The organism is Comamonas fluminis (assembly GCF_019186805.1).
In the GTDB taxonomy this organism is placed as follows: Bacteria; Pseudomonadota; Gammaproteobacteria; order Burkholderiales; family Burkholderiaceae_C; genus Comamonas; species Comamonas fluminis.
This window is the reverse complement of the sequence record NZ_CP066783.1, coordinates 1,970,408-1,986,055: the sequence shown is the minus strand read 5'-3', so window position 1 is coordinate 1,986,055 and position 15,648 is coordinate 1,970,408. Positions and strand designations below refer to the sequence as shown.

14 protein-coding genes and 2 tRNA genes are annotated in these 15,648 nt (G+C 59.2%); 9 read left to right on the top strand and 7 right to left on the bottom strand.

Annotated features, from left to right (window positions below; genetic code table 11):
• Positions 1-29 precede the first annotated feature (29 nt).
• Together JDW18_RS09510 and JDW18_RS09505 are read right to left on the bottom strand one after the other, a co-directional pair.
• Positions 30-1,058 carry a microcin C ABC transporter permease YejB gene (locus JDW18_RS09510; RefSeq protein WP_218243375.1) on the bottom strand — a complete coding sequence of 343 codons (1,029 nt, stop codon included), beginning with the start codon at positions 1,056-1,058 and terminating at the stop codon, positions 30-32.
• Between the two features lie 12 nt (positions 1,059-1,070).
• A complete protein-coding gene (locus JDW18_RS09505) occupies positions 1,071-2,936 on the bottom strand; it encodes an extracellular solute-binding protein (protein WP_218243374.1) in 1,866 nt (621 codons plus the stop codon).
• Between the two features lie 120 nt (positions 2,937-3,056).
• Here JDW18_RS09505 and fabI point away from each other — a divergent pair, with 120 nt between their 5' ends.
• The 3 genes from fabI (at position 3,057) to JDW18_RS09490 (ending at position 5,581) form a co-directional block, all read left to right on the top strand.
• Positions 3,057-3,857 (top strand): enoyl-ACP reductase FabI, encoded by an 801-nt coding sequence (gene fabI / locus JDW18_RS09500; protein WP_218243373.1) that lies wholly within the window; start codon positions 3,057-3,059, stop codon positions 3,855-3,857.
• 193 nt (positions 3,858-4,050) lie between these two features.
• On the top strand, positions 4,051-4,584 hold the full coding sequence (locus JDW18_RS09495; RefSeq protein ID WP_218243372.1) for a superoxide dismutase family protein: 534 nt from the start codon (positions 4,051-4,053) through the stop codon (positions 4,582-4,584).
• 121 nt (positions 4,585-4,705) lie between these two features.
• Entirely contained in the window at positions 4,706-5,581 is an 876-nt protein-coding gene (locus tag JDW18_RS09490; protein ID WP_218243371.1) for a DNA ligase, read from the top strand.
• Between the two features lie 73 nt (positions 5,582-5,654).
• Here the strand turns inward: JDW18_RS09490 and JDW18_RS09485 are convergent, their stop codons facing one another.
• Entirely contained in the window at positions 5,655-6,380 is a 726-nt protein-coding gene (locus tag JDW18_RS09485; protein ID WP_218243370.1) for an IclR family transcriptional regulator, read from the bottom strand.
• Between the two features lie 181 nt (positions 6,381-6,561).
• Between JDW18_RS09485 and JDW18_RS09480 the strand changes: the two genes are divergently transcribed.
• On the top strand, positions 6,562-7,515 hold the full coding sequence (locus JDW18_RS09480; protein WP_218243369.1) for a hydroxymethylglutaryl-CoA lyase: 954 nt from the start codon (positions 6,562-6,564) through the stop codon (positions 7,513-7,515).
• 26 nt (positions 7,516-7,541) lie between these two features.
• Positions 7,542-8,765, top strand: coding sequence for a CaiB/BaiF CoA transferase family protein (locus JDW18_RS09475; RefSeq protein WP_218243368.1), 1,224 nt, complete (start codon positions 7,542-7,544; stop codon positions 8,763-8,765).
• Positions 8,766-8,840: 75 nt separating this feature from the next.
• Here the strand turns inward: JDW18_RS09475 and JDW18_RS09470 are convergent, their stop codons facing one another.
• Together JDW18_RS09470 and JDW18_RS09465 are read right to left on the bottom strand one after the other, a co-directional pair.
• Entirely contained in the window at positions 8,841-9,290 is a 450-nt protein-coding gene (locus tag JDW18_RS09470) for a VanZ family protein (RefSeq protein ID WP_246610411.1), read from the bottom strand.
• Between the two features lie 158 nt (positions 9,291-9,448).
• The gene (locus tag JDW18_RS09465; protein ID WP_218243366.1) at positions 9,449-11,932 is read right to left on the bottom strand and encodes an arginine/lysine/ornithine decarboxylase; all 2,484 of its coding nucleotides are present in this window, start codon (positions 11,930-11,932) and stop codon (positions 9,449-9,451) included.
• Between the two features lie 141 nt (positions 11,933-12,073).
• Between JDW18_RS09465 and JDW18_RS09460 the strand changes: the two genes are divergently transcribed.
• From JDW18_RS09460 to JDW18_RS09450, 3 genes are all read left to right on the top strand, one after another.
• Positions 12,074-12,499 carry an NfeD family protein gene (locus JDW18_RS09460; RefSeq protein WP_218243365.1) on the top strand — a complete coding sequence of 142 codons (426 nt, stop codon included), beginning with the start codon at positions 12,074-12,076 and terminating at the stop codon, positions 12,497-12,499.
• Positions 12,500-12,590: 91 nt separating this feature from the next.
• Entirely contained in the window at positions 12,591-13,511 is a 921-nt protein-coding gene (locus JDW18_RS09455; protein WP_218243364.1) for an SPFH domain-containing protein, read from the top strand.
• A gap of 92 nt (positions 13,512-13,603) precedes the next feature.
• Positions 13,604-13,694, top strand: a tRNA-Ser gene (locus JDW18_RS09450).
• Positions 13,695-13,860: 166 nt separating this feature from the next.
• Here the strand turns inward: JDW18_RS09450 and JDW18_RS09445 are convergent.
• Entirely contained in the window at positions 13,861-14,481 is a 621-nt protein-coding gene (locus JDW18_RS09445) for a hypothetical protein (protein WP_218243363.1), read from the bottom strand.
• Between the two features lie 236 nt (positions 14,482-14,717).
• On the opposite strand from JDW18_RS09445, the gene JDW18_RS09440 reads away from it, so the two are divergent.
• Positions 14,718-14,808, top strand: a tRNA-Ser gene (locus JDW18_RS09440).
• Between the two features lie 52 nt (positions 14,809-14,860).
• Here the strand turns inward: JDW18_RS09440 and JDW18_RS09435 are convergent.
• Positions 14,861-15,625: an SDR family oxidoreductase gene (locus JDW18_RS09435; RefSeq protein ID WP_218243362.1), complete on the bottom strand. Its 765-nt coding sequence runs from the start codon at positions 15,623-15,625 to the stop codon at positions 14,861-14,863.
• Positions 15,626-15,648: the final 23 nt, after the last annotated feature.

Genomic DNA, 15,648 nt, shown 5'->3' with positions numbered 1-15,648 from the left:
TATTGGGTTGAGTCTGTTTTTTCATGAAATCAATCAAACTTGACCCGAGGGTCCACCCAGACATAGCAAAGATCGCTGATGAGCTTGGTCACCAGCCCGATCAACGTGAACAGATACAGCGTGCCCAGCACCACCGGAAAGTCGCGGCGAATCACGCTTTCGTAGCTGAGCAGGCCCAGACCGTCGAGAGAGAACAGGGTCTCAATCAGCAGCGCGCCCGCGAAAAATGCACCGATAAAGGCCGAAGGGAAGCCGGTGATGATGGGAATCAGCGCATTGCGAAACACATGCTTGTAGAGCACCTGCTTTTCCGACAAACCCTTGGCGCGGGCCGTCAGCACATATTGCTTGCGAATTTCTTCCAGAAACGAGTTCTTGGTCAGCATGGCCGTGACGGCGAAACTGCCAGCCACCATGGCCGTCACCGGCAGGGCAATGTGCCAGAGGTAATCGGCCACCTTGCCCATGGCGCTGAGTTCATCAAAGTTCGATGAAGTCAGCCCGCGCAGCGGGAACCACTGCAGTTGGCCGCCAAAAATCACCAACAGCGCCACGCCCAGCACAAAACCGGGAATGGCATAGCCAAACAGAATCAATATGGTGGTTGCCAGATCAAAGCGCGAGCCTGCGCGCACCGCCTTGGCAATGCCGAGTGGAACGGCCACCAGATAGCTGATGAAGAAGGTCCACAAACCCAGACTGATGGAGACGGGCAGCTTTTCCTTGACCAGTGCCCAGACACTTTTGTTCTGGAAAAAGCTGGTGCCCAGATCAAAGCGCGCAAACTGGCCCAGCATCTGCACAAAGCGCTCTACCGGCGGCTTGTCAAAGCCATACAGCGCCTTGATTTCCTCCAGCCGCTTGGGATCCACTCCTTGCGCGCCACGATAGCTCATGGAAGCACCTTCGGCACCACGGCCTGCGCCAGCTTTGGCTTCGGCCAGGTACTGCTCTACCGGACCGCCGGGCACAAACTGGATGACGACAAAGGTCAGCAGCAGCACACCCAGCAGCGTGGGGATCATCAGCAAGATGCGTTTGAGAATATAGGCAAACATGGCGGCTTCAGATCAGGGCTGCGGTTTGGGGGAAGGCGAGGTCTGAGGCGTGGTCTGCGCCGGCTGTTTCGCTGACCAGGTATAGACAGCCCACATTTCACCCGGCGAATAGGCGGGAATCTGCCCGGGCAGCGCCAGCCGCCAGCTGTCATAGACCATGCGGTGCGTGCCCGAGTAGTACTGCGGAATCAGATAGTGGCCCTGCACAATGATGCGCTCCAGCGCGTGGCAGGCAGGCAGCATCTGCTGCTCGGACTTGGCAGCGGCCATCTGGCCGATGATGGAATCCACCGCGCGGCTCTTGAGGCCCACATAGTTGGAGCCGCCCTCTTGGTCGGCAGAAGCCGTGCCAAACAGCTCGGCATATTCCTGACCGGGGTTGTGCGTGCCGGGCACATTGAGCGTGACGATGTCGAAGTCGTATTTGTCCATGCGCTGCTGGTAAAGCGCGTAATCCACACTGCGCACCTTGAGCGTGATGCCCAACTTTTCCAGATTGCGCATCCAGCTGCTGACCAGCTTGATTGCACCGTCGCCGCTGTCCAGATATTCGATCACCATGGGCTCGCCCGCAGCATTGCGCAGCGCACCGTCCTTGACGTTCCACCCCGCATCAGCCAGCAGTTTCTGGGCTTTACGCAGGTTGCCGCGCAAGCCGTTTTCGGCATCCGTGCGCGGCGGCTGGCTGATGGGGCCCAGCGTTCCCGGCGGCAAACTGGCCTCAAAAGGCTTGAGCAGCGCCAGCTCTGCATCGCTGGGGCTGCCATGGGTTTCGCAAGCCGTGTTGCCAAACAGCCCATGCACACGCTGATAGGCGCCATAGAACATCTGGCGGCTCATCCACTCGAAGTCATATGCCAGGCCCAGCGCTTCGCGCACACGCACATCCTGCAGTTGAGGACGGCGGGTATTGAGGAAAAAGCTCTGAAAGCCCGATGGCAGCTTGTTCTCGAAGCTGCCCTTGACCAGCTCACCCGAGTCAAAACGCCTGCCTGTCAGGCGCCTGGCCCAGTCACCCGCGCTGTTGATGCGCATCAGGTCGAACTCGCCAGCCTTCAGCGCCTCCAGCCGCGCCGTGTTGTCTTTGTAGATCTTGATGCTGACGCGATCGAAGTTGGCCACGCCAGCGCGCACCGGCAAATTGGCACCCCAGTACGCAGGGTCGCGCACATAGGTGATGTCCTTGCCAAACTTCACCGGGCCAACCTTGTACGGCCCGCTGCCAATCGGCATATCCATCACCACCTGATCGAAAGGCTTGGGCTTGCCATCCGCACCCAGCCCCCAGTCACGGCTGAAGATGGGCAGCGCCGCACCCACCGTCAGCGGCAAATCGCGGTTGGGCTTTTTGAAGCGAAAGCGCACCGTGCGCTCATCCAGCACGTCGCAACCCTCCACCTCGGCAAACAGCGTCTTGTAGCCCGGGGAGACATATTTGCTCAGCAGCGTCTCGTAGCTGTGCTTCACATCCTGCGCCAGCACGGGCTTGCCATTGTGAAAGCGCGCCTTGGCCCTGATCTTGAAGGTGGCAGACATGCCATCGGCCGGCACCTGCACATCCTCAGCCAGCAGGCCGTAGCCCGTGGCAGTCTCGTCAAGACTGGGTGTGAGCAAGGTCTCGAACAGCATGTCCGCCAGATAGGCGGGGGGCGAGCCCTTGATGGTGAAGGGGTTGTACTTGTCGAAGGTGGAATAGCGCAGATTGCTGACCATGCGCAACTCGCCGCCCTTGGGGGCCTGCGGGTTCACATAATCAAAGTGCTTGAAGTCAGCCGCATAACGCGGCTGACCCCACAATGCATACGCGTGCTCCGCATGGGCAAACGTGGCAACTTGGCTGCAGGCAATCAGGGCCGAACAAATCATCCAATGGCGCATGCGACAATTCTGCCTTAGCCCGGCTGGCTTCGGTCCAGCTTGCAGGCATCCATTTCACATGCATGGCGCCGTTGCCACAAACGGCGCAGCCTCTCTTTCAATCCTTCTTGGAGAATAACAATGGGTTTTCTCGCCGGTAAAAAGCTGCTGATCACAGGCGTTCTGTCCAACCGTTCCATCGCCTACGGCATTGCCAAGGCCTGCCACGAACAAGGCGCAGAGCTGGCTTTCAGCTATGTGGGCGAACGCTTCAAGGACCGCATCACCGAGTTTGCTGCCGACTTCAACTCCAAGCTGGTGTTTGACTGCGACGTGGGCAGCGACGAGCAAATCGAGAAGCTGTTTGCCGACCTGGGCCAGACCTGGGGCAAGTTCGACGGTTTTGTGCACTCCATCGGTTTTGCGCCCCGCGAAGCCATTGCCGGCAACTTCCTGGATGGCCTGAGCCGCGAAAACTTCAAGATCGCTCACGACATCAGCGCTTACAGCTTCCCCGCCATGGCCAAGGCTGCTCTGCCTTACCTGAACGACAAGTCGTCACTGCTGACACTGTCGTACCTGGGCGCGCTGCGCTCCATCCCCAACTACAACACAATGGGCCTGGCCAAGGCATCGCTGGAAGCTTCCGTGCGCTACCTGGCTGAAGCCGTGGGCCGCACCGAAGACGGCCGCGCCATCCGCGCCAACGGCATCTCTGCCGGCCCCATCAAGACCCTGGCTGCCTCGGGCATCAAGGACTTCGGCAAGCTGCTGGGCCGCGTGGCCGACGCTGCCCCTCTGCGCCGCAACGTGACCATCGAAGACGTGGGCAATGTGGCCGCCTTCCTGCTGTCCGATCTGGCCTCTGGTGTGACCGCCGAGATCACCTATGTGGATGGCGGCTTCAGCCAGACTGCAGGCCTGTCGGCTGACCAAGTCTGAGTCTGCCCCAGCCTTCCAGCCCCGTCAGCGCCACCGGCCTGACGGGGCTTTTTCATGCCCGCATGAAAGTCGCTTGGCTGAACTTGGCTGAAATACAGCGCCGCCCTTGCCCTACACGGGCCATTGCAAGCAGCAGATATGGTGAACAGGCTTTGTGAGCATTAACTATTGACCATCTACGCAAGGGAGCACCATGACAAACCCAATCATTCTTCTAGCACTGAGCGCAGCAGCACTGACCCTGACCGCCTGCAGCACCACCGACCCCAAGCCCGCCAAGGCCGTTGCCAAGGTACAGCCCACCAGCGGTAGCAAGGTGGAGGGCGATGTCGTGTTCACGCAAAAGCCAGGCGGCAAAGTGGTGCTCAACGCTGTCATCAGCGGCCTGAAGCCCAATTCTGAGCACGGCTTCCATATTCACGAACTGGGCAACTGCGCCGACAACGGCAATGCCGCAGGTGGTCACTTCAATCCCGCACAAGGCCAGCACGGCAAATATGACGCCGCCATGCACCACATGGGTGACCTGCCCAGCCTCAAGGCCGACTCCAACGGCGTGGCCAAGCTGAACATGGAATCGAACGACCTGACCCTGCTGGCCGGCCCCGGCAACATCGTGGGCCGCGGCCTGATCGTGCACGCCAACCCTGATGACTACGTGACCCAGCCCACTGGCAATGCTGGTGGGCGCATTGGCTGCGCGGTGATTGTGCGCGACGAGCAGTAAACCACCCTCATCCCAAAAAGCCGCCTGCGATTGTGCTGGCGGCTTTTTTGTTTTCTGCGGCTGATCGACAACTCCAACCCGACTGCCTACCATGCACCAAGGCCACTACGCGGGAGCCGTCATGCATCGACTATCCTGGCTGCACAAATTTTTGCTGCTTGTATTCCTGGGTCTTTGGCTCAGTTTTGCTGGTGCACAAACCGCCGCGCCCTCGTTGATGCTCGCCCATGTCTGGCGCAAGGACCTGCCACTGCAGGACTACTGGGTTAGCGAAAAATACGATGGGGTACGCGGCTACTGGAATGGGCGCCAGCTCATCAGCCGGGGCGGCGTCCCGATTGCCGCGCCCGCATGGTTTACCGCAGGCTGGCCGGGCACACCCATGGATGGCGAGCTGTGGGCCGGGCGTGGGCAATTCGGTCATGCGCAATCGACTACGGCGCAGGCGCAGCCCGATGATGCTGCCTGGCGCAAGATGTGCTATATGGTCTTCGACATGCCAGCCGCTGGGGGCAGCTTTGACCAGCGCCTGCCAGTTTTGCAAAGCACGGTGCGTACCATCAACCAGAGCTGGGTGCAGGCCGTGGAGCAACGCAAGCTGGCCAGCGATGCCGAACTGCAGCAGTGGCTTGCACAAGTTGTGAAAGGCGGCGGAGAAGGCCTGATGCTACACAAAGGCAGGGCGCCCTATCGCTCAGGGCGCAGCGACGACCTGCTCAAGCTCAAACCGTTTGAAGATGCCGAAGCCCGCGTGATTGGCTACAAACCCGGCCGCGGCCAGTGGGAGGGTATGACGGGATCGCTGCTGGTGCAAAGCCCCGATGGGCGCCAGTTTGCGCTGGGCTCAGGTTTGACTGCCGAGCTGCGCAAAAGCCCGCCGGCCCTTGGCAGCTGGGTCACCTACCGCTATCAGGGTCTGCATGAGAAAAGCGGCCTGCCGCGCTTTGCACGTTTCATGCGCGTGCGTAATGAGCCCGGTTTTGAGCCAGAGAAGTAGCCAGCAAGACAGATAACTCTCAAATCAATAGCTGATACCGCATATCAGACAGGCACTTGAGCCACTTTTTTCATCACAGTTTCGCGCTCAGTTCACGCGCCGCTTCCAGCACATTTTTGACATAGCGCTCGTCATAGCGGTGCACAGGCATGGTCAGCGTCAGCGCAGCCGCCAGCTCACCATCCTTGCGAAACACGGGGGCAGAGATTCCCGCAATCTCGCTATGGCGGTCACCCACCAGAGCTTCATAACCGTCGGCGCGCACACGCGCATAGTGGTTTCGGTCCTTTTTGAGCCAGTCGCCCAGTTCTGCATCAAAAGCCACTAGCACACGCCCGCCCGCCCCTTTGCCCAACGGCAGCAGATCACCAGCGCGAGCGTGGTCACGCACAGGGTGCGGCGAATCGACCCGGTACAGGCATAGCCTCTCACGGCCCTGTCGCACATGGTAGGCAGCACTCTCGCCCGTGGCTTTGACCAAGGCCCTCAGCACCGGCATCACCAGCTTGTCCAGCGAAAAGCTTTGCTCATAGACCGTATGTAACCGGCTCACCGCCGCCCCCACGGCGTAACGGCCATCGTCCTGACGCTGCACCCAGCCCCCATGCTCCAGCGAAGCCAGCAGGCGCAGCGCCGTGCTTTTGTACAGGCGCGTGCGTTCAGCCAGCTGCGCCAGACTCAGCGCCGCATCGCCATCCTGAAAAGCCGCCAACAGGCTCAAGACCCGATCCACTGCAGCCACTCCACCGGGGGCGGCGTTTTCATCGGCCAGAGATTCCGTCTGCGATTTGCGCGGCATGAATAGAGCTCCAGAAAAAGCACAAGCAAAAAGCAAAGCAGCTCGGCTCAAGACTTGACAGCCTTGCGAAGCGCATTGCAATATTTCAATAGAAAGAATTTAGTTCTATTAGATAGAACGCCATTAAAGCACTGCAGCTTGCATCAGACAAGCACTGCAACCCAAAGTCGTCAGGCACCCCATGTCCACAATTCATAAATTCGACCTGCTCATCAGTGAGGTTGGCCCACGCGATGGATTACAGTCCGTTGCCACCACCATGGCCACCGCCGATAAATGCGCGTGGATTGACGCGCTGGTGGCGGCTGGCGTGCAGGAGATTGAAGTGGGCAGCTTTGTCTCGCCCAAGCTGCTGCCGCAAATGGCCGATGCGGCCGAAGTGGTGCAGCACGCCATACGCCATGCGAGCGTCACCATCATGGCGCTGGTGCCAAACATCAAGGGCGCCGAAGCTGCCATGCGCGCCGGTGCGCACAAGATCACCCTGCCGGTATCGGCCAGCCCCGCCCACTCCATGGCCAATGTGCGCAAGACACCCGAGCAGATGCTGGAACAGGTGCGCGCTATTACGGCCCTGCGCGATGAAATTGCGCCGCAAGTGCATATTGAAGCCGGTATTTCCACGGCTTTTGGCTGCACGATTCAGGGGCCGGTGCCCGAAGACGATGTAATCGCCCTGGCGGTGGCCTGCGTGCAAGCTGGCGCTGATGAGTCTGGCCTTTCGGACACTACGGGCATGGCCAACCCCGCGCAGGTCAAGCGCCTGTTTACGCGGCTGCGCAGCGAGCTGGGCAACCAGGCTGGCGCCGCCCATATGCACAACACCCGCGGCCTGGGTCTGACCAACTGCCTTGCTGCCTATGAAGCAGGTGTGCGCACTTTTGACTCCTCCCAGGCTGGCCTGGGCGGCTGCCCTTATGCGCCTGGCGCCTCGGGTAATGTGGTCACGGAAGACCTGGTCTTTATGTTTGAAGCCATGGGACTGCGCACCGGCATAGACATTGAGCGACTGCTGACTGCGCGAAACACGCTGGCCCGGGGCCTGCCCGGCGAGGCGCTGTACGGCATGCTGCCGCCTGCAGGCTTGCCCAAAGGCTTTAAGCCTCACGCCTATGCCCTCCGCAGCGCCGTCTGAACCCCAAAAATAGAACAGTTATGAATATGCACGCTTCAACCCCATCCCCAGAAAACAGCACAGCCCCACTGCCCTACGCCGGTGTGCGCGTCGTGGAGTTCACCCATATGGTCATGGGCCCAAGCTGCGGCCTGATGCTGGCCGACCTGGGTGCCGAGGTCATCAAGGTCGAGCCCGTAGGCCATGGCCGCAATGGCGATGCCACGCGCAAGCTGCTTGGGTCAGGCGCGGGCTTTTTCCCGCTGTTCAACCGCAACAAAAAAAGCCTGACACTGGACCTGCAAACGCCCGAAGGCAAAGAAGCCGCGCTCAAGCTGATCGCCACGGCCGATGTGGTGACCGAAAACTTCAAACCCGGCACCATGAAAAAGCTGGGACTGGACTATGACAGCCTCAAAGAGCAATTTCCCCGCCTGATCTATGTGAGCCACAAAGGCTTTTTGCCCGGGCCTTACGACCACCGCACTGCGCTCGACGAAGTCGTGCAGATGATGGGGGGCCTGGCCTATATGACCGGTCGCCCCGGCGATCCGCTGCGCGCGGGCACCAGCGTCAACGACATCATGGGCGGCATGTTTGGCGCCATGGGTGCCATGGCGGCCCTGGCCCAGCGCGAAAAAACAGGCAAAGGCCAGGAAGTGCAAAGTGCGCTGTTCGAGAACAATGTGTTTCTCATTGCCCAGCACATGATGCAGTTTGCGGTGACGGGCAAGCCCGCAGCCCCCATGCCCGCGCGTATTTCGGCCTGGGCCATCTATGACGTCTTCGAAGTCAAAGACGGCGAACAGATTTTCCTGGCCGTGGTCAGTGATGGCGCATGGCGTCAGTTCTGTGCAGCCTTTGAGCTGCAGGAACTGCGCAACGATCCGCGCCTTGGAAGTAACAACGACCGTGTGCAGGCGCGCAACTGGTTGATACCACTGCTGCGCGAAACAATGGCGCAATACACCGCCGCACACATTGCCCAGGTATTTGAAGAAAAAGGTCTTCCGTTTGCCCCCATCAAGCGCCCGCATGACCTGATGGACGACCCCCACCTGAACGCCACCGGTGCGCTGGCTCCCATCACCTTGCCCGACGGGCGCGACAGCAAAACTGTGCTGCTGCCGCTGACGCTCAATGGAAAGCACCTTGAGGTGCGCCTGTCACCCCCAAAGCTGGGCGAGCACAGCCTGGAGATTCTGACCGCTCTGGGCTACAGCCTTGAGCAGGCACAGGCACTGGCCCAGGGGCAGCCAGAAAACATCTAAGAAGGTAGCGGCCTGCTTGCGGCGAGATTGAGTTTCAAATCATTTCGATCAGAAGCCTTTGCACCACATGCGCTATCAGCTATCTTTTTTGAAGCACCACCGTTTCACTGTCTGCCAGAACAGCACAGCCACCATCGCCCCCGTGGTGTTGGCCAGCTCATCCAGCCACTCTGCACCACGCGTGGTGGTGAAGCCAGCCTGCAGCAGCTCAATGGCACCGCCATAAGCGGCGCACAGCAGCACCACAGTCAGGGCACGGCGCAGCGTCCAGCGCCGATTTTTTGCCTCGGCCCAAGTCACACCTGTCCACCACAGCAGGCTGGCCAGCACACCATGCAAGCCTGCATGCACCAGTTTGTCCGTGTAGCCAAAGCCACGTAAAAACGGGAACAGGCGCAGGATCAAACCGCCGCTGGCACCGGTCTCGTTGAGACAGCCCCACAGCACAAACAAGGCCCAGCCAATGCTCAGCAGAGCCAGTCCTTTCCAGAGCAGCGCTTTTTGTTTCGCAGAAGAAATAGCCATCATTCTTTATCCATCGTAAAAAAGCCCGGGGTGCCAAACACCTCGGGCTTTTCGCTACCGGCAAACGACGTTCAGATCATGCGCTCAAACGGGCCGGAATTACCGGTCCGCACAGTCGCCTGAATCTTGTGCGCAGGCCTGGCTGCGGCAATTGCGACTTACGCATCCTTGCCAGTGGGCTCCTTTTTATTCGCAGCCTTTTTTGCAGCGGGCTTGGCCACGGCTTTGGCTGCGACCTTGGCGGGAGCTTTAACTGCAGGCTTGGCCGCTGCTTTGGGCGCGGTCTTGGCGGCTACTTTTTTGGCAGACGCCTTCTTGGCAGGCACAGCTTTGGGCTTAGGCTCTGCCACGCAGTCTGCGTAGTAGCGGATTTCGCCATCCTCGCCTTCCAGCTCCACCAGACCGTGGATATCGGTCTCAAAGCCCGGGGCCACCTTGGCAAATTCGCGGGCGAACAGCAGGTAGTCCACGATCTTCTTGTTGAAGACTTCGCCAGGAATCAGCAGCGGGATTCCGGGTGGGTAAGGCGTGACCAGACCCACAGTGGTGCGGCCCACCAGATGGTCGATCTCCACGCGCTCGGTCTTGCGCTGGGCGATGTGGGCGTAGGCGTCCGAAGGCTTCATCGTGGGCTTCAGATCCGACAGGTACATCTCGGTCGTCAGGCGGGCGATGTCGTACTTGGCATACAGCTCGTGCACGTGCTGGCACAGATCCTTCAGGCCCATGCGCTCGTAGCGGCGGTGCTGCTGCACGAACTCGGGCAGGATGCGCGCCAGCGGCTGGTTGCGGTCGTAGTCATCCTTGAACTGCTGCAGCGCCGTCAGCATGGTGTTCCAGCGGCCCTTGGTGATGCCGATGGTGAACATGATGAAGAAGCTGTACAGGCCCGTCTTCTCCACCACCACGCCGTGCTCGGCCAGGTATTTGGTGACGATGGACGCGGGGATGCCAGTGTCGGCAAAGTCGCCATCCAGATCCAGGCCGGGGGTGACGATGGTGGACTTGATCGGGTCCAGCATGTTGAAGCCGTCGGCCAGATCGCCAAAGCCGTGCCAGTTGTCGAACTCCTTGCCGCTCTTCTTGGCCTTGGTCTTGGTAGAGGCATCCTTGCCGCGAATGATCCAGTCATCCGCACGGCCAATGCCTTCCTCGGCCAGCGCCTCGGGGCCCCAGACTTCGAACCACCAGTCGTCGTCACCGAACTCGTCTTCCACCTTGCGCATGGCACGGCGGAAGTTCAGCGCTTCAACGATCGACTCTTCCACCAGCGCAGTGCCTCCGGGCGGCTCCATCATGGCGGCGGCCACATCGCAGCTGGCGATGATGCTGTACTGCGGGCTGGTCGAGGTGTGCATCAGATACGCCTCGTTGAACAACGGGTGGTCCAGCTTTTCGGTCTGGCTGTCTTGCACCAGCACATGCGATGCCTGGCTGATACCGGCCAGCAGCTTGTGGATGGACTGGGTGGCGTACACCACGGAATGCTTGGGACGCGCGCGCTTCTTGCCCATGGCGTGGTAGCTGCCATAGAAGGGGTGGAAGGCGGCGTGGGGCAACCAGGCTTCATCAAAGTGCAAGTTGGCCACATAGCCGTCCAGCATGCCCTTGATGGTTTCGGTGTTGTACAGCACACCGTCGTAGGTGGACTGCGTCAGCGTCAGCACGCGGGGCTTGACGGCCTTGGCATCCACGCCCTTGAGCAGCGGGTTGGCCGCAATCTTGGCCTGGATGGATTCGACCGAGAACTCGCTTTGCGGGATAGGGCCGATGATGCCGAAGTGATTGCGCGTGGGCTTCAGAAACACCGGAATCGCACCCGTCATGATGATGGAGTGCAGGATGGACTTGTGGCAGTTGCGGTCCACCACCACCACGTCGCCCGGGGCCACGGTGTGGTGCCAGACGATCTTGTTGGAGGTCGACGTGCCATTGGTCACGAAGTAGCAGTGATCGGCATTGAAGATGCGCGCGGCATTGCGTTCGGATTCACCAATCGCGCCGTTGTGGTCCAGCAGCTGGCCCAGCTCTTCCACGGCATTGCACACGTCAGCACGCAGCATGTTTTCACCGTAGAACTGGTGGTACATCTGGCCCACAGGGCTCTTCAAGAAGGCCACGCCGCCCGAGTGACCGGGGCAGTGCCAGCTGTACGAGCCGTCTTCGGCATAGTCCAGCAGCGCCTTGAAAAACGGAGGCTGCACGCCTTCGAGGTAGCTCTTGGCCTCGCGGATGATGTGCTTGGCCACGAACTCGGGCGTGTCCTCAAACATGTGGATGAAGCCGTGCAGCTCGCGCAGGATGTCGTTGGGCAGGTGGCGGCTGGTCTTGGTTTCACCGTAGATGTAGATGGGCACATCTTCATTCTTGCGGCGCACTTCACCGATGAAGTCGCGCAGGCTGTGAATGATGGGATCCTTGTCGCCACCCAGCTGAAACTCTTCGTCGTCGATCGACAGAATGAAGGCACTGGCACGGCTTTGCTGCTGTGCAAACTGGCTCAGGTCGCCGTAGCTGGTCACACCCAGAACTTCAAAGCCCTCTTCTTCAATGGCTTGTGCGAGGGCACGAATGCCCAGTCCCGAGGTATTCTCGGAACGATAGTCCTCGTCGATGATGACGATGGGAAAGCGAAACTTCATGGACAGCCTCCGTACCAATCAGGCCTAAAAAAACGAAACAGCCGCGAAGTGTAAGGAATATCCTTATTGCGGCTTTGAAACATGACGTTTTTAACCCAGAATGTGGCGGACTAAATACATGCATACAAGAGGAGCCGGGATATGGACCATTCCACCGCTTGGTGGTTACTTGCAGGCGTGCTGGTCATTGCAGAACTGCTGACAGGCACTTTCTATCTTCTGATGCTGGCCGTGGGCGCCATTGTTGGGGCGCTGGCTTCCTACCTCGGCCTCGGCACTGTGGCCCAGATTGTGGCAGCCGCACTGCTGGGCTCCGTTGCGGTACTTGCCTGCTACTTTCTGCGCAAACGCAGCCCCCGCAGACTGCCGGCCTCCAGCAATCGCGACGTCAACATGGATGTCGGGGAAACCATCAACATTGAACAGTGGAACTCCGACGGCACTGCCCAGGTGCGTTACCGCGGCGCCAACTGGACGGTGATGGTTCGCCCGGGTGCACTGCCCCTGCAAGGCATACACCGCGTTGCCGAGGTCATTGGTAACCGTTTGCTTGTTGACAAAGTCTGAGCACTTCAGCCTCCAGGCACAGGCTATGCTGGGCCTCTAGAAAAAGCTCACCCTCTTCTTCAAATCAGTGCCCTCAAGGGCTGGAGACAATATGGAATTCGCAGTCCCTCTCGCCATCGCCATCATTGCCATCATCTTCATCGTGCGTTCGATCAAAGTCGTGCCTCAGCAGCATGCATGGATCAAGGAACGCCTGGGCAAATACGCTGGCACCCTCACACCTGGCCTGAACTTTCTGATTCCCTTTGTGGATCGCGTTGCCTACAAGCACAGCCTGAAAGAAATCCCGCTGGATGTGCCCAGCCAGGTCTGTATCACCCGCGATAACACGCAGCTGACTGTGGACGGCATTCTGTATTTCCAGGTAACCGATCCCATGCGCGCCAGCTACGGCTCGTCCAACTACATCATGGCCGTGACGCAACTGGCCCAGACCTCGCTGCGCAGCGTGATCGGCAAGCTGGAACTGGACAAGACCTTTGAAGAGCGCGACATGATCAATGCGCAGGTCGTCAACGCCATTGATGAGGCCGCTCTGAACTGGGGTGTCAAGGTGTTACGCTATGAAATCAAGGACCTGACGCCGCCCAATGAAATTCTGCGCGCCATGCAGGCCCAGATCACCGCAGAGCGCGAAAAGCGCGCACTGATTGCAGCATCTGAAGGCCGCCGCCAGGAACAGATCAATATCGCCACTGGCGAGCGCGAGGCGTTCATCGCTCGCTCCGAAGGTGAAAAGCAAGCCGCCATCAACAAGGCCCAGGGTGAAGCTGCTGCCATCACCACCGTGGCTGAAGCGACTGGCCAGGCACTGGAGCGTGTTGCCACCGCTATCCGCCAGCCAGGTGGCGAGCAAGCCGTTCAGCTCAAGGTGGCAGAAAGCGCTGTGGAGGCCTATAGCAAGGTGGCTGCGGACTCCAACACCACACTGGTCATCCCTGCCAACATGACCGAGGTTTCAGGCCTCATTGCATCCGCCATGAAGATGGTGCAGGTCGGCAAGAGCGCCTGATTCACTGGATTTTTCCGTGGGTGCAGCAAAGAACTTGCTGCACTTTCCTTTTGAGGCCGTAATTTCTGGTTAGAATAGCGGCTTCAACACACGGAGCGGTGGATGAGTGGTTTAAGTCGCACGCCTGGAAAGCGTGTGTGGGTTAATAGCCCACCGCGGGTTCGAATCCCGCCTGCTCCGCCAGATTTCAAAAAGGCCTTGATACTCAAGGCCTTTTTCTATTTCCAGAGTGCCCAAGAACAACCAGGATGTTCACCGGGTTCGGTGCAGCAAAGCCCAGCTACCCACACCGGCTCTGGCAAATCTCCCGGCAAGAGCACTTCCATGCGGCTAGCCTGACCCAAGCGCTTCAATCCAGTTGCGGGTCCTCGGCAACCGAGCCATCCTGGTGATAGCTAATCTCCCAGTCGTTGCTCAGTTCTATAAACCAGCGCGGACTCTCCGTCTGCTGCCTATAGTCGCTGCGGGCCGCTTGCAGATAGTGCTCATACCGCTTCGCAATCGCCTGCAGCAAAGCCTCGCCCTCCGCACTGCGATCAAGGCCTTGCAGCACACGAGTGACTTCAATCACATCATCCTCGTGACTCTCCGGAAAGAAGCGCTGCAAGGTTTGCGCCGACGGCTTTGCCAGCAGCGGCAGTCGCTGCTGCAGCAACGCGACGTAACGATCAGGCACTACGTCACCCTCGGCCAATACATCTCGCAACTGCTGCTCGAATCCTTCAGCATCGATGGTGATGGACTGCCCTTGCGCATCCAGCCTGAGGCCAAGCATCCTGCAAACGCCCGCCACAGCATACTCCGCAGGCCGCATCTGAACCTGTACCCAGCTCTGCGCCTCTTCACGCACAAAACGCGCGCGAGCGGCCTCAAAAGCCTCGTCATTCAACTCATGGGCAAAAACGAAATCAGACATGTGAATCCAAGAAATTAATGGAAGATCAGCATGAAACGATCTCAGCCGTTTCATGGCACTTGCGCAGTTTTACGCCATGGCCTGTGCAGGCGTCCGTTAAAAATCGCTACACCTCGTCGGCAAGGCCACGCCTTACTCACACAACGATCCATCGCTTTGCAGCGCAAATCGTGCAATTTCTCTGGAGCGTCTCAAAAGCTGTGTACAATTGCACCTGTTCCATTCAAATTAAAACCAAGCTGCAGAGCTTGGTTTTTTACTTCTCCAAAAGAAGTGTCCAGATATCGCGTGGAGCGGTGGATGAGTGGTTTAAGTCGCACGCCTGGAAAGCGTGTGTGGGTTAATAGCCCACCGCGGGTTCGAATCCCGCCTGCTCCGCCAAAGATAAAGGCCTTGAAGAAATTCAAGGCCTTTTTTCTTGCTCTAAGAGCGCTTAGAGTCCCATGCCCAGAATGGCGTTGTCGGCATGCAGTTCACTGCCGCTGATGACGCTGGATTCATCGCTGGCCAGGAACAGAACCAGCTGCGCAATACGCTCTGGCATGTAAGCACGACCACCACGGTTGTTCTTGGCATTGTGCAGCACCATTTCCTTGACGACACCCTTGGGCAGCGAAGCCTGCATCATCGGCGTGTAAATGCCATCCGGGTGAATGGAGTTCACACGAATTGCATAGCCCTGCTTGCGGCAATTGAGTGCAGCGGCACGCGTCAGTGCAGAAACGGCGGCCTTGCTCGCGCTATAGCCCGCGTACTGCTCCACGGGCAGCCAGCTGGACACCGACGCCATATTGATGATGGAGCCGCCGCCATCTTTCATCGCAGCAATGCCCTGCTGGCAGCCGAGAAAGACCGACTCGGTATTGATCTTGAGCAGGCGGCTGAAGTCTTCAATCCGGCCTGTTTCCATGTCGCCTGGCAGCAGGATGCCAGCATTGTTGACCAGCACATTGATGGCACCCAGCTTTTGCTGCACAGCGGCCACCACGCTTTTCCAGTCGGCTTCGCTGCTGACGTCGTGACGCAAAAACAATGCGTGCTCACCCAGCTCTGTGGCCAGTTGCTGACCTGCGCTCTCATTGAGATCGCTGAAGGCCACTTTGGCACCTTCACTCAGCAGCAGCTTGACCACTTCAAGCCCAACGCCGCTGGCGCCACCAGTCACCAATGCAATCTTTCCCTGCAGACGATCTGCCATATTCTGTCTCCTCACAAGTTGTT